Genomic DNA, 19309 nt, shown 5'->3' with positions numbered 1-19309 from the left:
AATGAGGCATATCTGTTATAAAAGAAGGGAAATGTTACCATTTCCCTTGCCCCACTTATATATAACCCAAAAAACAAGACAAGGATTTGTACAAAAAAAGGAAGCAATATTACAAAACAAAAATATGCAACAATAAGCGTAAAAATAAAAAAGCCAAAGGTTCTCCAGCTGAAGAAAAACCAAAAAGCAAGAAAGAGGAAAGTGGCTTATTAAACCCTATTTCCGAAACCTTAGGTGAAATATGGGATTGGGTAGAAACCCAAGGAACTGCCCTAAGAGACAAACCCCACACCATTGAAATCCCGGAGGGAAAAAGCCCCGCTATTGTGGGGAAAACGAAGGAGGTGAAAAAAGAGGAAAAGAAAACCACAGGTAAATGTCCTAATTGTGACAAGGACATAACCGTAGCTGAACTTAGACAAATTTTCGAGCATGCAGATTTAACAACTTTAACTAAAGTCGCTGCTACCTATAATAAATATATGAAAGAGCTTGGTATGAATACTTGTTGGAACAAAGCTCATTTCTTTGCTCAAGCTCGTGTAGAATCAGGTTCAAAATTACATGTAAAAGACGGCGAAAATTTTAATTATTATTGGGAAATTCTCATAGAAAAATTTGGAGCATTTCAAACATCTGAAGGAAAACAAAAAGCAAAACTATGGGGAAGAGCTATTAAAAACAGGAGAGACCCAAAATGTGTAGATGTAACACAAGAAAATCAAAGAAAAATTGCTAATTACGCCTATTCACCACCAGCTGAAAAAGCAAAAGAACTTGAAAACACACAACCTAATGACGGATGGAATTTTAGAGGTAAAGGATTATTGCAACTCACAGGTAGAAATGCTTATACTTATGCTAATACCTATACAAAAAAAGAAGGAGCTGATATTATTGCAAATCCAGATTTAGTAATAAGTGATGTTTCCATAGCTGTTTTATCATCTATGGCATTTTGGAAATGGAAAAACCTTAATACAAAAGCAAATCTTACTAAAGATGTCGTCAGAAAAATTTGTCCAAAAGTTGGGAGTGATACGCAGGTGATAGATGAAAGTGGAAAATCGTCTACGAATCATAAAGAGAAAAAGAAAGTGTTTGATAACTCAACATCAAAAGTTTTTAAAATTGATGAATGTAAGTTAGGTAAAGCGGAAAATGTTAATAATTCAAATTGTATTTGCAAAAAAAATCATATTGATTTAAGAGCAACTGTTAATTGGCAAACTCAGTTCGACCCACAGTGGGGAAATAGAAATGCACAAAACGTTGCATGTTGGAAAACAGCTCAACAAATACTTACTAAATCAGGTTTGGGGTCCTTATCAGGATACCCAGCAAACGCAATTCAACTTGCTAAAGAGATTGAAAATCATACTAAACTTTCACTTTTATCAGAAGGTTTAAAAAAGGGTATCCAATATATTGATTCTCAACTTGAAAGTAAACATCCAGTATTAATTGGTGTTAATCATGATTTGAATTATAGAGGTGAAAAAAATATAGATCACACAAGTGACCATTTTGTTGTCATAGTTGGAAGATCATGTGATACAAAAGGTGCTTACTACATATTTTATGAAGTAGGTACTTCACATAGAAACCTTGGAACTAGTGATGAAAACAAACTATATATTTTAACAGATAAGATCGAAGGAAAAACCGCGTATAATTCATCAAAAACATATCAAGTCGCACAAGTAAGATTAAACAAATAAATTATGAAAAATAAAACATTATTACTGATTATTTTAAATCTCTTTTTATTTACAAATTGCAAAGAGAATAAAGAAAACAAAAATTCTACTAATACAACAACTGAAATTCAAACTAGTTTCACGAATAAAGAATACACTGAAATTGTACAACAAGATAACATCTTTAAATTGAGCTGTGCTACAAAATCAAACAATATAAAACTCACAGATAAAACACTTTATTTAGAAATCGTTGAACCAATTAATTATGAGATTGAGAAAATTGACAATGTTTCTCAAAATGAAATAAAGATCTTTTTAAAAAATGAGACTTTTTATTATTTAGTCAAGACAGTAGATGAAAATAAAAAAATTAGTTACTGGCAAAACTATGACTCTAACACCAATAAAATCGATACAGATTTTTCATTTTATGCTATTGAGAAAACGAATTTATCAAATGCGAATCTTGAAAAAGAAAATTGTAACAATGATGACAATGATTATAAATTACTAAATGACAGTAAAACAAAAATCGATGGTTTTGAATTAGTATTTAATAAAGAAACGGATTTAAATTCAGATGGAATTAAAGACAAAATCTTTGTTCTAAAAAACAAATTAGATTTTAATCCTGAAAATATCGAGACTCAAAAATCAAAAATTATTCTTTTCTTGAGCGATAAAAATAATTTTAAAAAGCTAATAAACACATCAATATTTCCAAATTCTTTAAATGATTTGTTTGACACAATTGAAATAAATAAAAATACGATAAAAATAAAATTGTTTAATGAAGTACCTAATGAATCTTTTATAGAGAAAAATTATTCATTTGAATGTAAACAAAATCAAGTAGTTTTAATCAAATATGAAGAAAATTTAAATGGCAATAAAGCCGAAAAAGACTTAACCAAAATTGGAAAAATCAATTTTAGTGATTTTAATCCTCAAGATGAAAAATTCAATTAACATTTTTAAGAGATTTTAATAATTTCGAAAATGAGAATTAAAACACATTATAAATAAATATCAAAAAACGACTCAATCCCATTTTTTAAACCCTTAGTAAAACCATTCCAACAAAATGAAACAAATAAACTGGATAATTCTTAGCTCCGGTTTCTTGTTAATAAGTTGTAAAAAAGAAAACGCAATAAGCAGTATAAAAAACATAAATACTAGCACTATTAATGATAGTATTACATCTAACAATTCTATCTTATCAAACGAAACAACCACAAATTCTAATAAATCTTTTACTATAGATTGTGATTCTGGTTGTGCTATGATATATAACGAGGCATATCTGATATAAAAGAAGGGAAATGTTGCCATTTCCCTTGCCCCACTTATATATAACCCAAAAAACAAGACAAGGATTTGTACAAAAAAAGGAAGTAATATTACAAAACAAAAATACGCAACAGTAAACATAGAAATAAAAAAGCCAAAGGTTCTCCAGCTGAAGAAAAACCAAAAAGCAAGAAAGAGGAAAGTGGCTTATTAAACCCTATTTCCGAAACCTTAGGCGAAATATGGGATTGGGTAGAAACCCAAGGAACCGCCCTAAGAGACAAACCCCACACCATTGAAATCCCGGAGGAAAAAAGCCCCGCTATTGTGGGGAAAACGAAGAGTGAGAAGGCTTCCTCTACAGGTACAAGCTGTGGTGAAAGATATTGCCTTAAAAAAGGAGATAAAAGTGAACTCATACGAGAAATTAATATTCGTTTAGCGGGTTTTGGCGGAAATGTCCCGACTGATGAATTTACAGACCGCACCGAAAAAATGATTAAACAGTTTCAACGGGATTATATAAAAGTTCCTGAGACGGGTAAGTTTTGTGGGAATGTTTTGAGAGCGATTGATGATTTTTCAATAAAATTTGATATTGGAACTACATTTTGGAATCAATTAAAATGTAGCTGTAAGACCAAAGGTCAGGAGACAACCTCTAAACTAAGAAAAATAAAAGAAAAAAATAAATGTAATGATTTTGGAGATCATACTGGAAAAGGCACTTATAAAGACACACCTCATGTTGAAGCGAATCATAATTATGAATATCCAGGTATACATAGAAGCAAGCTTACTATTTGGAATAAAGGCGTTAAAATTTTATTTTAGTAAACAAACAACTTACACTATTGATTTAATATCTTCAGGATATAGATGTCGTTTCAAAAATTATAACACAACAAATCATCAAGGAAAAGCAATTGATATTCAGTTTAGTAAAGATTCTGACCCAATCAGATATGAAAAAAAAGTAACTTACCAATATTAAGAGATATAAGAAATGAATTTTATATAAAATATTTGGGAGCTCAAAAAAATTGGCCAGACGATGATAAATTTTCTATAGAGTCAATTGATTTACTTTATGATAAAAAAGGGAATGTTAGATATGATCATACATTTAGCTGGATACATATTGATGTAAGAGAATTTAAAGCTATTTATTTTGAGAATAAATACTTTTGTAAAGATTCCAACGGACTAAATGGGAAAAATATAATGATTTTAGCTCAAGAGTTAGGTTTTAAAAACACATGTGACTGTTTTTCTTCATTCACAACAAATAAACCTCAAGTGAACAATTCAAATTGTACAATATATAAAGTATTTGAAAAAGAGCGATATGAATTTTACGATGAATTTGGGAGTACAGCCATAAATACAGTAAAAAATATTGGGAAGTCAAATAAATTTAAAGGCTTATATATGGTCGCTCAAAGATGTCAAGAAAATGGCTTTAATAAAGAAGTTCCAAACAACAATCCAATGTAGTGCGTGACTATCAAAAATGGCTGGAGTGCAAACTTAAATGCCAGTCATATTCATCAAAAATTGAAGAAATCAAAAAAGACATTGAATTATTAAATAAGTTAAAATAAAATATGAAAAAACTATTTATCCTAAGTTCATTTTTACTTCTTTTCATAAACTGCAAAAAGACGGAAAAGAAAAACCAAAGCAATATTAATAAAGTTTCCGTTTCAAATAATTGCAATTTAAATCAAGTACAAAATGAAATCTTAGGATTAGACGAGATTATAAAACAAAATCATTTTATTGATTCTATATCTAATCATAAAAAAGGTATATCGCTAATATCTGACAGTTTAATTGTAGAAAATAAAACATTTTATCAAATTAAAGCTGGTTATAATTCAGATATTAGATTTGAAACATATTTCACTTTTAATGTTGAAAAAGGGAATTGCGAAAATATAAAAGTATTAGAACCTGTAGAAGGAAATATGATTTCATTATCTGAATGGAGAGAGTTAAATAAATCTGAAAACAATATTCAAAATAATACAATGAGTGCTTCAGAAATGGTAAATCTTCCTTTTGATTTTGAAGAAATGACTAAATTATGCGGGAACAATGAAAAAAAGTGCAAAGAAAAATATCCATTTTTGGAGGGTAATGAATTAGATAACATAAAAAGGTTGATTTCAGAAAATTCAGAAGATAGTCCTGATAAAATTTTTAAAATCAACAATGGAAATTTAGACTTTAAAAACTACATATATTGCATCTATGGTGATTCTGATTCACAAACATTAATATCTGTAAGAAATGACAAAATAATTTCAAGTGCATCTATTGGTTACGCTATGCCTGACAATGAGAGTTATCAATCTTTTATTTTTGAAAAAGATTTATCTATAATTATTTATGATATTAAATATAACACATTTACAAAAAAAATATTAGAAAAATATCAAGTAAAAAAAGATGGCACAATACTTAAGCTTAAATAAGATTATTTCTTAAAATCATTTTTCAATTGTTCTGCCTTTTTATAATCTTTAATTTTATTTACATATAAATCATATAATTTTTCAAACGTTATCTTAGAATGTCCTAATTGATACGCTTTTTTTAACCAAAACTCGGCTGATTTATAAGCATCAAACTGAACGGCAATGTATCCTTGTGCTAAATAACCGTCTACTGGGGAAAAAGAGATTAAGTCTTTAGCATATTCACTTGCTTTTTCTTGTCCTCCTCCTAAAAATTTAGGCAATTCACAGTATAGTATAATTAATGCCCAGTGAGCTCCTATATGTTTAGGTTCTATAGTTAACGTTTTTATAAAAGCTTCTTCTATTGTTCCTATCATAGTAAATGCTTTTAACTTATTGGAATTTTTGGCTTTCATGGCTAATGCACTTCCGTATTTAAACCAATTATCTGCTTTTTGGGGTTCTAACGTGACTAATTCTTCTCCATAACGTACCATGTAATCCCAATTTTGATAATAAAACGCTATTTCGCCTAATTTTGTAATTGCTTCTATATTTTTAGAATCGGTCTTAAGTATATTTTCAAAAAGGGATTTGGCTTGTAAATACTTTTTTTGTTTATATAATTCCAATGCTTGCTCTAACGGTTGTTGAGCATTCAATGAACAGCAAAAAAAGAATAATAGTATTTGAAATATCTTCATTTATATACATTTTATTGATCATGAGTCGCCACATTAAATTACTTCTATTCATTAAGATAGGTAAACAATTATTTTAACTCCAATTAAGTGTTAGATCCAGATGAAGTAAACGGGCTAAGCAAATTTATAACAAATAAAAATGATTTTGAATCTAAAAAAGTATACTCTTTTTATTTTTAATCAAAATTCTGCATTGAACTCTAACGAAGTGAATTGACGAAGTCAATCTATTCAACTTTATTTTTCTTCAAAATAAAGTCTAATAGGGAATTTGAGTTGAAAATATAACAATATTGTAAATAAAAAAGTCGAACTTCAAGAAGTTCGACTTTTCTGGTTAGATAATATTTTATCTAAATTTATTATTTTACTAATGTCATTTCATCCACAATATGTTTCGCTCCTGAGAAATTCTCGATTACCCATAAAACATAACGAATATCACAATTAATAGTTCTTTGTAATTTTTTATCAAAGATTACATCACCTGCCATAGCTTCAATATTACCGTCAAAAGCTAAACCGATTAACTCTCCTTTACCATTTAGTACTGGCGAACCTGAATTACCTCCTGTAATATCATTATCAGATAAGAAATTTACGTGTAAAGTTCCGTCTTTATCAGCATAACGACCGAATTCTTTATTTTTATCCATATCTAGAATACGAGTTGGTAAATCGAATTCAGCATCTCCTTTTTTATATTTTTTTACTTGTCCTGTTAAGGTCGTATAATTGTTAATAATGGCATCATTTCGTTTATCGGCTGGTAATGCACGTACTTTTCCATACGTTAAACGCAAAGTTGAATTAGCATCTGGATATTTTATCTCTCCAATTTGTGAATCACGTAATCCTTGTACTAATTTACGGAATGCCACACCAAAATCGTTTTGTGCTTTAGCAATAGCATCTGATTTAGACGCATAGTGTGTTAACATATCGTTTGACAACGTATATAATGGGTCGTTAGTCAATACTGATTCTGTTGGTAAATCTAGGAAAGCTTTGATTCTTTCTTTAGAAGTGAAGATACTTAATTCGAAAGCTGCATTTACATACTTAGCAAAATCACCGTTGTACTCTTTGCTAATTTTTTCTACAGCTGGAGCAATTGCATAACCAACCGATTTTGTTGCATATAATTTTAATTGAGCTGTTAAGATATCTTTTTCAGCAGGAATATGCACTTCTTTGTATAATTCCTCAGTCATTTCTAAAATAGCAGGAGCCATTCGAGCACGTTTAGTAGCATCTGCTTTTGCATAAGCTTCTAATTGTTTTCCAATAGATCTACCGATAGATGCAAAGTTAGACGTACGGAACATTTGCATCATATAGTTATCATGACGCGATTTTTCATTCGTCATTTTGTAGAAATTGTTGATAGTTTCAACAACATTCCCGTATTGCGCTTTGTTTTCAGCTTTGTTTGCCCAAGCATTGAATTTAGCTTCTTGAGCCGCTTTGGTTTTGGCAGTACCAAATTTAGTCAAAGCATCAATCATACCTTGACGGTTTTTCCAGTAGTTAGCAGTCGAAGCAAATTTAGAAGCATATACTAAATTCAAAGCATCGCTTTGGTTCATATATTTCTTCATATTATCCATACCTACCTTAGCTCCTTCAACCCAAGCTGGATAAGCAAATTTTACATTTTGTTCAATTCCTCCAGCTGGCATCCAACGATTTGTACGACCTGGGTATCCTAAAATCATTGCAAAATCACCTTCTTTAACACCACCTAAATTTACTGGTAAATAGTGTTTTGGTTTTAAAGGGATATTATTTTCAGCATATTCGGCTGGATTTCCGTTAGCATCTCCATATACGCGAAACATTGAAAAATCAGCTGTATGACGAGGCCACTCCCAGTTGTCTGTATCACCACCAAATTTACCTAAGCTTTCAGGAGGTGTACCTACTAAACGAACATCTTTATAATCCTGATAAACGAAATAGTAGTATTCATTTCCTTGAAAAAAAGGACGTACAGATACAACGTATTTTCCTCCTTCATTATTTTCTTTTTCAATTTTAGCAATTTCTATATTAATCGCTTTTTCACGTTCCATTTCCGTCATTTTATCATTTACAACGGATAAAACTCTTTTTGTACAGTCATCCATACGAACAAAAAAGCGGACAAATAAATTAGAAGGTTTTAATTCTTCTTTTTTAGATCTAGCCCAGAAACCATTTTTTAAGTAATTTTTTTCAGAAGAGGATAATTCAGCAATAGCATCATATCCACAATGGTGGTTTGTTAACACCAAACCTTCTTTAGAAATCATTTCTGCTGTACAACCTCCGTTAAACTGAACAATAGCATTTTTTAAGCTATTATTATTGATACTGTAAATTTCTTCAGAAGTTAACTGAAGTCCCATTTTTTGCATATCGCGGTGGTTTAAACGTTCTATAAACATTAAGAACCACATCCCTTCATCAGCTTTTACACTTGCTGGCACAAGCATAATTGCAGTAATTAGAGATAGAACTAATTTTTTCATAATATTAATTATAATCTTTTCGTTGCGAATATAAAGGATATTTTTAAGAATAAATCAATACTTTTTTGAAATCTGGGTTTAAAACAAATCAGGCTTGAAAAATTTCAAGCCTGATTCCAAAAAAATTATTTAACTAATATTTTGTAAACTGAATTTTCTGTCTGATATTTTTCTAGATTAATATAATACATTCCATTTTTCATATTGGTTGGTAAATAAATTTTCTTAGCGGTTTTATCAAATTTCAATTCGAATCGTTGACCAATAGTATTAACTAAAACAATTGTTTTTATTTCCTCATAATTTTCACATTCTAAATTAATTATTTCTTCATTTTGTGAAATATAAGTTGGATATACTTTACATTTTTCGTTAGTACTAATTGGTTGATTTAGATCTAATCTGGCCGATGCTGTTGTAATAGGACTATCTCCAGCATAACATGGGATATAAATTCGAGTAACGTATGTTCTGCCATCTCTCATTTTTAATGTGGAAGTTACATTCCCTCTCTTATTAAAAAGGCAATTCATTAAAAGGGTGCTTCTACTTTCTATTATTCCATCTGTTTCACCAGGATAATAGGTTCTTGCATAATTTTGATCTGGGAATCCCATTTGATCCCAACTCCAAGTTACTTCTGATACATCTTTTCCTTTAACTACTTCACCATTGTTGTATTTCCACAAAAACTGATGAAAGCCTGGCCAATTATAGCTATAATCATAAATTAAATATGGGATTTCTCTTTTTTGTATTGTATATTCCTGAGAAGAAGTTTCAATCCATGCTCCTGATATACATTGGTAACTGGCTACTAATTTTATTTTATCACCATTAGCCCACTCAGATCCTTTTAGGGTATAACTAGATCTCCCATATCCTTCATAAACTCGCGCCCCGTTTTTTGTCCAGTAATAGTAAAAATTACTTGTTCCTCCTATTAAGTTAGCATTTAATGTTGTTGAATCGCCAGAGCCATACAGTGTACGAAATCCTGATATTCCAACTGAACTTGGCGAGGTATTCTCTTCTATAATATAATTTTGAGAAGATGTTTCAATCCAAGAACCTGACAAACATTGATAACTCGCTACTACTCTTATATTATCTCCATTTGACCACTCTGATCCTTTTAGAGTATACGTAGATCTTCCATATCCTTCATAAACTCGTATATCATTTTTAGTCCAGTAGTAATAAAAGTTAGCAGATCCACCTGTAAGATTAGCTCTTAGAAGTAGCTCTTCTGAACTACATAATGAACGTAATCCTACAATTGTAACAGAACTTGGTGAAGTATATTTATTTAATGTGTATTCTTGTGAGGTCGTTTCAATCCAATTACCTGATGCGCATTGATAACTTACTACCATTTTTAATTTATCACCATTACTCCATTGATTACCTTGTAATATATAGGCTGATTTATCATATCCTTCTGACACACGTGTGCCATTTTTAGTCCAGTAATAATAAAATCTTCCTGAACCGCCTGTCACATTAGCTGATAAAGAAATATTTTCTGAATCACAAAATGCTCTTAAACCATTTACTGCAACAATACTTGGTGATTGATTTTTAACAATGGTGTATTCTTGTGAGGATGTTTCAATCCAATTACCTGATGCGCATTGATAACTCACAACCATTTTTAATTTATCGCCATTACTCCATTGGTTTCCTTGTAAGGTATAGGTCGATTTATCATATCCTTCTGATACTCGTGTGCCATTTTTTGTCCAATAATAAAAAAATCTTCCTGAACCTCCTGTTGTATTAGCAGATAAAGAAATAGCATCTGAATCACAAAAAGGTATTAATCCTGAAATAGCAATTGAACTTGGCGAACTGTTTTTTACTATTGTTGATTCTTGTGAATATAGGTTAGCCCATGATCCTCCTATACGAGTTAAATAATCTACTTGTAACTTTAATTTATCACCATGAGACCAGCCTGTATTATCTACTGTATAAATTGATTTATCAAATCCTTCTGTAACACGCTGACCATTTTTATACCATATATAGTATAAACGATCTAAACCTACTCCTCCTACTACATTTGCAGATATTCGATACGAAGTTTCACAACCGCTTAGAGTTCCTAATCCTGAGATAGTGATAGCGGTAGGGGCTGTTCGTTCATCTATTGTATATTCTGGAGATAGGACATCTACCCAATTACCTGCTACACATTGGTAAGCTATACCTACTCGCAATTTATCGCCATTAGACCATTGAGTTCCTTGTAGTGTGTAGGTTGCACGATCATAACCTTCATAAACTCGCGTTCCGTTTTTAATCCAATAATAGTAATAACGTCCTGTACCTCCTGTTAGTGTCAAACTCAAATTTAAGCTATCACTATCTAAAAGAGGATTTAAACCATTTACCACTAATGAACTTGGTGAAGTATATTTGTCTATCGTATACTCTTGTGATGCGGTTTCTATCCAATTTCCAGACAAACATTGATAACTCACAACCAATTTTAGTTTATCACCATTAGTCCATTGGTTTCCTTGTAAATTATAGGTAGACTTATCATATCCTTCTGATACACGTGTGCCGTTTTTAGTCCAATAATAAAAAAATCTTCCTGAACCTCCTGTTACATTAGCCGATAAAGAAATAGAATCTGAATTACAAAATGCTCTTAAACCGTTTACTGCAACTGTATTTGGTGAACTGTTTTTATAAATAGTGATGTTTTTTCTTGGGCTGGCACAATTATTTCGTACAAATTCAACACTAAGAACATCTCCATTATTCCAATTATTAGATTGCAAATTAAAATCTTTACTGGTTTCCTGAGTAATTACATTATTTCTATACCATCTTATTTGATCTCCTTGATCAAAACCTGAAGTTGTAACAGAAGATTGTTCATTTGAACAAAACTGTATTGTTTCATTATTTACTATAGGGGTACTCGGAATATTCGATATCGTTATTGGTAAATCATAGGTAATAATTCCATCAAAAAAACCTGTTGCACACTGAACTTGAACTAATACTTTTAGTTTATCACCATGAGTCCAATCATTTCTATTTAATCTATAATTTCTCTTATCATATCCTTCAGCAATGCGAGCATCATTTTTTAACCATACATAATAAAACGATCCGTTTCCTCCTTCTGTCGTAACATTCAAATCAAGTCCTGATTCACAACTTCCTAAAGTTCTCAAACCATTTACAAAAATACTTGACGGACGAATATTTTTATTTATGGTATATTCTTGCGATGCGGTTTCTATCCAATTTCCAGACAAACATTGGTAACTCACAATCATTTTTAGTTTATCACCATTATCCCATTGGTTACCTTGTAACGTATAAGTCGAATTTTCGTATCCTTCGGATACACGCGTTCCATTTTTAGTCCAATAATAAAAGAATTTCCCTGAACCTCCTGTTACATTAGCCGATAAAGAAATAGAATCTGAATTACAGAATGTCCTTAATCCATTTACTGCAACAACGCTTGGCGATTGATTTTTAATAACTAAATACTCTTGTGAAAATACATCTTTCCACATTCCATTAGCACATTGGTATGTAACCACTGCTTTTAATTTATCTCCAGAAGAGCACTCATTACCTTTTAAGACATATTGTAATGCGTTATCCGATGATACTTTTACTCCATTTTTAGTCCAATAATAATATAAATTACCTGATCCTCCTGTTGTACTCATAGATAAATTAATAGTTTCTGAGTCACAAATAGGTTTTAACCCTGTCACTATAACGGAACTTGGCGAACTGTTTTTTATTATTGTTGATTCTTGTGAATATAGGTTAGCCCATGATCCTCCTATACGAGTTAAATAATCTACTTGTAACTTTAATTTATCACCATGAGACCAATTTGTATTATCTACCGTATAATTTATCTTATCAAATCCTTCGGTAACACGCTGACCATTTTTATACCATATATAGTATAAACGATCTAAACCTACTCCTCCTATTGTGTTTGCGGATACACGATAGGAAGTTTCACATTCACTTAATATGCCTAGTCCATTAATAGAAGTAGTTGTTGGATAGCTACGTTTATCTATTGTATATTCTGGAGATAGGACATCTACCCAATTACCTGCTACACATTCGTAAGCTATACCTACTCGCAATTTATCGCCATTAGACCATTGAGTTCCTTGTAGTGTGTAGGTTGCACGATCATAACCTTCATAAACTCGCGTTCCATTTTTAATCCAATAATAGTAATAACGTCCTGTACCTCCTGTTAGTGTCAAACTCAAATTTAAGCTATCACTATCTAAAAGAGGATTTAAACCATTTACGACTAATGAACTTGGTGAAGTATATTTGTCTATCGTATACTCTTGTGATGCGGTTTCTATCCAATTTCCAGACAAACATTGATAACTCACAACCAATTTTAGTTTATCACCATTAGTCCATTGGTTTCCTTGTAAATTATAGGTAGACTTATCATATCCTTCTGATACACGTGTGCCATTTTTAGTCCAATAATAAAAAAATCTTCCTGAACCTCCTGTTACATTAGCCGATAAAGAAATAGAATCTGAATTACAAAATGCTCTTAAACCGTTTACTGCAACTGTATTTGGTGAACTGTTTTTAAGAACGGTATGTTCTTGTGAAAAAAATTCTATTCGAGTACCGGATGCGCATTCATAAGATACTGAAGCTTTAATACGATCTCCATTTGACCATTCTCTAGGAATCAAGGCAAAAGCCGACATATCTGTACCTTCTACTAATTTAACACCATTTTTATACCATTTATATATAAATGTTCCACTACCTCCTGTAATATTCATACTTAAAGTTAAATTATCATCATTAGAACAGAAAGAACGTAATCCGCTAATCGTTATATCTGAAGGTGGAGTTTGTTTTTCTATTACTATTGATGCCTCTCTTGTTGTAGCAGGGTCTAGATCCGTGGAAACAATTAATTTTATTACATCACCATTATTTAAAACGGTTCCTGTAAAAGTAATATCTGGAATATTGACTGATTGACGGATATTATTAAGATACCATATATATTGATAATTAATAGCGGTATCTCCTATAATATTAGCTAAATATCTTTGAGTATCATTAACACATAATTTTGGATTACCTGATATTGCAATGGAAAAATTTGGTACAAACTTATAATCAACATTAAACTTGATTTTTTGTTGTTCTTGACCACTTATTGCTACATACATAGCATTATAATTGCCTGTTGCACTTTTTGAATTGATAACAAAATCATAATTACCATTTCTAAACGTTGCATTATTTAATACATTTTCATTTTCTGTAAAATTACCATCCTTATTAAAATCTAAATAAAATTTTGGTTTACCAAAAACAGATGATCCATTACTATTTATTTGGGTTGAACTAAATGTATACGTTTCTCCTGATTTAAATGTGGTGTAATTAGATTTAGACATTATATCATAATCAGAGTATGATCCATAAGCCCCTACAAAACGTTTGTCATAAATTTTCGAGCCAGAAGAATCCGTAATTAAAATTTGATTAAATCGAGTTTTAAAAAGGCCTATTTGGAATGTTATTTCTTGTTTAGCTAAACTAGATGTCCCTACAAATTTTGACAAAACGGAATTACCAACTACAAAACATTCTGGTAATCGAAAATCATAGCGACCGTTTTCCAAACTACTATTCAATAAGACATCTTCATCATTTTGTAAAATACCATCTCCGTTTAGATCTATATAAAATTTAGGTTTACCAAATACTTGACTTCCATCATTATTAACTTGATTTGATATAAATTGATAGGTTTGACTTGCTGTGTAATTTACAATTGGAATAACTGTGCTTATATCATAATTAGCATAATCATTGTAAGGACTTGGAAAATTATAATTAAATAGAGAGATTCCATTTGAATCATTTATCCGAACGGAATTAAATCGTGTTTTAAGACCTAGCTGTACACGCAATTTGATTTCCTGTTTAGCACTTCCTGAAATAGCTATATATTTAGCTAATACTATATTGCCATAAGTTATTGATGAAGGTAGTTCAAAATTATATCCTCCATTTTGAAAATTACTATTTAGCAAAACATCTTCATTATTTTGTAAAACACCATCTCCATTCAAATCCATAAAGAATTTAGGTTTACCATAAGCATTAGTTCCATCTCCGTTTTGTTGGGTAGAAACAAACTTATAAGTTTCTCCTACTTTATAAAAACTGTACGTTCCTTGACTTGATAAATCATAATCTGAATATTCTCCATAAGTTCCAACAAAACGTTTATCATATATTTTTAAACCTGAAGAATCCGCAATCGTAATTTGATTAAATCGAGTTTTTAATAAACTTACTCGAAACAAAATTTCTTGTTTTGCATTACCTGCTATTGCTACATATTTGGCTAAAACATTATTATTGCTTACATAACATAATGGTAATTGGAATTCGTAACGTCCTGCTATCAAATTACTATTTAACAATAGATCTTCAGAATTTTGTAAAATACCATCTCCGTTTAAATCAATAAAAAAACTAGGTTTCCCGTAGGACGTACTGGAGTCACTATTTATTTGATTTGGTACAAATTGATACGTTTGACCTGCTGTATAAATTGCTACGGGTGCTACTGTACTAATATCATAATTTGCATATCCATTATACGGGGTTGGGAAGTTATATGTAAATAATGTTGCACTTGTTGCATCTTTTACTTCTATCTTTGTAAACTTAGTTTTTACTTCTAATTTTAATTTAAATAAGATCTCTTGCTTTGCACTATTAGATGAAGCATAAAAAAGGGCTTTAGTAGAGGCATTTCCTACAAAATTAGTTGGTAATGTAAATTTATATCGACCTGAAACTAATAGCGATCTAAACAATACATCCTCACTAGCTGCCAAAACACCATCATTATTTAAATCGATAAAAAATTTAGGTTTATTGTAAATATTTGTTCCATCATTATTCGTTTGAGCAGCTGAAAAATAGTAATCTATCCCTGAGGTTAAGGTCATTTGTGAAGTAGATCCCAAATCATAATCTTTATATTCGGTGTATGAATTAGTAAATATTATATTCGTGTTTTCTTCAATTCTTACATTGTTAAAACGTGTTTTTAGAGCACTATTACTGGATATGGGTACAAAACCACTTGGTATAGCAAATAAGCCTCCCAAACCTCCTAATACTCCAACTACAAACTGACCTGCTCCACCTATTGCACCTCCAATAGCGCCTCCAATAGCAACCAATGCTCCACCACCAGGACCTGGTTTAGGTGTGTTATCATAGGATTCATTTTCTTCTTGATTACATGATTTTATAAAATCAGCTTCCGAACGTTTATAACAAGTTCCTGTCGTTACAATTGCTTGATAGATACCTGAACTGGTTCCTGTAGCCGTTAAAGATTTGCTATTTTGCTGAACAACTCCATCTTTTATAAATTGAATACTAGCATTAGGATTTGAAGACAATAAATTCTGAAGCACATTTTGTTTACTAGGATCAGTAGCTTGTGCTGTTAAGGTAAAAGAGGCTACTCCTTTAGTAGGACAAACTTCTGCAACACTTTCTGATAAACTAATAGCGGGTATTTCTGAGTTGGGTAAATCTACTTTATCTGAATTACTAGGAGTCGATTTTAACCCCATAGATAACATTATTTTTTTTTCGGCGGAGGATATTTCTATTGTTCCTTCTTTGGTTATATTTAAATAACTATTTGTTGTAACATTTTTTACTGTATATAGTATATTTTTATTACTATCTCTAGTGAGTTCAAAAAGATCTGCTTGATCAATTACGGAACAAAGAACAGAACTTCCAACAAACTTCAAAGCGTATTTTTTATTAGACTTAGATATAATTTTTCGGCTAGCTGTGTCATAATAAAAAGCGAAATCTCCTGGTAACAAAACGGCTGGGTCTTGTTTGTATTCTTCTACAGTTGGTTTAAAGTTTGTTGCATTATTATCATTGTAACGCAAAAATTTTTTAAAAGTTTGATCTGATATAATGAAATAATTATTCTTTGAATTTTCTTTAACCTTTATGGCTTTGTAGTCGCTGTTTTTAAGAGATAATTCTGTGGCAATAGTCTTCTCCGTAACAGCACTTCCGGAAGTAGTAAATTTAGTCCATTCATAATCCGTAATATCAGGCGAAGGATTTTTAATTATAACGTTAAAGTTATCCTCACAGTCAGGTTGTGTAAAATCTAAAGAGATCTTTTTATCAGCTACTGTAAAAGCATAAGATAAAGTTTCTTTATTTGAATCTAAAGTTCTATTATTTAATTTATCTTTTATTGTAAAATAAAAAGTCCCAGGAAAGTTTATTTCTATCTTTTTACTTATAAAATCTCCTTTGCATTTTAGTTCCTGACTTCCTAATGTGATTTCTTTGCCATTATAGTTTAAAACCAAATCAAACTTTTGAGGATAATTATTGGGGGCTGTATCTTCTGCTTGAATGTTTATATAAGCGGGTTCAAATTGCCCTGGTACTAACTCCAAGTCAGGAACATCAAAATCTACGGTAGGCATGATAAATTTTCCAATGACGTCATATACGCTTCTAAATTTTTGAGAAGATTCAACTACCAAACCATCTGTATTAATAATTTTCACAAAGACCTCTGCATCATATTGACCAATTTCATTTAATCCTTTAGAAAAACAAACATCTCCTAAAAGGCATAAACCTGAATCTTTACTTAGTTCATAAGTATTACCTGATTTTTTATTTGTCAAAACTGCTTTTACAAATTCTACCGTTTGTACTTTATTGTCCAGAGGGTTGGCTTCTTGTATAAAACCTATTTTAAATAAGTCTCCCACATTACCTTGTAAATTGGCCACATCCATATCAATCGTAACATAAGGAATAAAACCAGACATAACAATACTTAAAGGACAAGCTAACTGATTTCCTTTTAGCGATTCTCCTTTAACAATAAGTGTATAATATCCTCTTGATAAAAACTCGGGAGAAATTTGCTCTACCGTATTTATTTTATCTACACCATTAGCGGCTGGTTTTTTAGGATTTTTAGCATCTAATATATAAGGCTGATAAATGTCTCCTTGCTGGGATTGTAAACTTAAATCTATATTTGCATTCAACCCAAACCCAAAATCTTCATCCATCCATGCTGCTGTTATTTTAGGTATATCACCACCTGGGTAGTATAAAGGAATTTTATATATAGTTTCAGAACTAGCTCTTAATGTTTTTATGTCTTGAATAACTAAGGCGTTTTTAGCAGCGTATCTAAATAATTCTTCTCCATTACATTGCCCCCAACCTGATATATAATCAGGGCCTGGATCGCCTATATCTAATGCGCTATTTATTAAAGCGGCTTTAATTGTTGTAGCCGTGGGATATTGACCATTATTTATTTTATATTCTTCTGAAAAAGCAGAAACAATAGAACTTACTAATGGCGTGGCAAATGATGTTCCCTCTTCTTTTTGAAAATTAAAATCAATCGTTTCGCCTTCTGCACAAATATCTGGCTTAATACGTCCATCTGTAGTGGGCCCAATAGAAGAATATTCTGTTACAGAATAGTATCCGACATCATTCAATATACGAGTTGCACCAACAGTTATGAGGTTTTTCCCTCCTGCATAGGAATTAATAGAACCGTTTATTTGGGAAGGTTTTGGATATAAAACACCATTACTTCCGTAGGGAATTTTAATTTTTTTCCCCTTTTGATCATCTACATAAATATCGGAGCCCAACTGTATTTTTGAGTCAATTTCATCAGCCCCTCTATGACCGTGATTTCCAGCTGCAAATAATAGAACCGCTTTGTTGTTGTTTAGATAAGAAAATTCATTATATTCTTTTTCTTTATAAGAAATATCTTTTAGTCTATCTAGATAATCATCTCCATTAAAACCTCCTCGCCAATAGGGTATTCCTTTTGAAACTGTCCATTGAAAAGGAGCTCCCCATGAACAATTAATAGTAAAAAATTTAGTTGGATCTTTTTTTAATTCATCTTTATAATCTTTTAATGAACCTATTCCTCCACTAATTGAATATTGACCTATTACATTATTATTAGTGTTTTTACCAACGAAAACACCTCGTTGAAATTTTGTAAGGTCACCACCCATCATTACGGCCGTAACATCCTCTGCGTGTTCATCTATAGCATGAACACCTCCTACTTCACGAAAATTATCTTTAAAATTTTTAAAATAATCCCGCGTCATATCGGCAAAACCACCTATTTCAGAAATAATAACAGAACCAAATGATTTAACACCATTAATATATTTAGCTATTTGCTCATTAATATAATCGTGTCCTAATGCGTCAAATCGTGATGCTTTATTAGCTTTTATTGTATTATTAATTAGTTCTTCATAAATGATTTTCCCATTAAGCGTATCCAAATTAGCTTTATTGGGAGCCTCTTTTATTAGATCGTATTCTTTTTGTATTTTTTTATCAAAAGCCTCTTTTTTAGATTGAATTGAATTCCACAAAACATTTTGTTGTGGCATGAATGGACCGAAAAAACCTGTTTCTAAAGTATTTGTCTGAATTTGAGAAAAAAGAGCTCCATTAAACAGTAAAAAAAATAAAATTTTATGTTTCAT

Annotated in this window: 9 protein-coding genes; 6 read left to right on the top strand and 3 right to left on the bottom strand. The window is 31.0% G+C overall.

What is annotated here, in order from left to right; genetic code table 11:
- The first annotated feature begins 86 nt into the window (after positions 1-86).
- The 6 genes from NAB20_RS07505 (at position 87) to NAB20_RS07480 (ending at position 5476) form a co-directional block, all read left to right on the top strand.
- Entirely contained in the window at positions 87-1721 is a 1635-nt protein-coding gene (locus NAB20_RS07505; protein ID WP_375604889.1) for a glycoside hydrolase family 19 protein, read from the top strand.
- A 3-nt stretch (positions 1722-1724) separates the two neighbouring features.
- The gene (locus NAB20_RS07500) at positions 1725-2672 is read left to right on the top strand and encodes a hypothetical protein (protein ID WP_375604888.1); all 948 of its coding nucleotides are present in this window, start codon (positions 1725-1727) and stop codon (positions 2670-2672) included.
- Positions 2673-2787: 115 nt separating this feature from the next.
- Positions 2788-3018 carry a hypothetical protein gene (locus tag NAB20_RS07495; RefSeq protein WP_375604887.1) on the top strand — a complete coding sequence of 77 codons (231 nt, stop codon included), beginning with the start codon at positions 2788-2790 and terminating at the stop codon, positions 3016-3018.
- A 305-nt stretch (positions 3019-3323) separates the two neighbouring features.
- Entirely contained in the window at positions 3324-3830 is a 507-nt protein-coding gene (locus NAB20_RS07490) for a peptidoglycan-binding protein (RefSeq protein WP_375604886.1), read from the top strand.
- A 192-nt stretch (positions 3831-4022) separates the two neighbouring features.
- Positions 4023-4493, top strand: a complete 471-nt coding sequence (locus NAB20_RS07485) for a hypothetical protein (RefSeq protein WP_375604885.1) — start codon at positions 4023-4025, stop codon at positions 4491-4493.
- A gap of 110 nt (positions 4494-4603) precedes the next feature.
- Positions 4604-5476, top strand: a complete 873-nt coding sequence (locus tag NAB20_RS07480) for a hypothetical protein (protein ID WP_105195492.1) — start codon at positions 4604-4606, stop codon at positions 5474-5476.
- A gap of 2 nt (positions 5477-5478) precedes the next feature.
- Here the strand turns inward: NAB20_RS07480 and NAB20_RS07475 are convergent, their stop codons facing one another.
- The 3 genes from NAB20_RS07475 to NAB20_RS07465 all read right to left on the bottom strand — a co-directional run bounded on the left by NAB20_RS07475 (position 5479) and on the right by NAB20_RS07465 (position 19309).
- A complete protein-coding gene (locus NAB20_RS07475; RefSeq protein ID WP_088394767.1) occupies positions 5479-6165 on the bottom strand; it encodes a lipopolysaccharide assembly protein LapB in 687 nt (228 codons plus the stop codon).
- Positions 6166-6527: 362 nt separating this feature from the next.
- Positions 6528-8678, bottom strand: a complete 2151-nt coding sequence (locus NAB20_RS07470) for a S46 family peptidase (protein WP_088394802.1) — start codon at positions 8676-8678, stop codon at positions 6528-6530.
- Positions 8679-8803: 125 nt separating this feature from the next.
- Positions 8804-19309, bottom strand: coding sequence for a S8 family serine peptidase (locus NAB20_RS07465; RefSeq protein ID WP_375604884.1), 10506 nt, complete (start codon positions 19307-19309; stop codon positions 8804-8806).

It is taken from the genome of Flavobacterium davisii, assembly GCF_042182265.1.
Classification (GTDB): domain Bacteria; phylum Bacteroidota; class Bacteroidia; order Flavobacteriales; family Flavobacteriaceae; genus Flavobacterium; species Flavobacterium davisii.
This window is presented reverse-complemented; position numbering and strand designations above follow the sequence as displayed.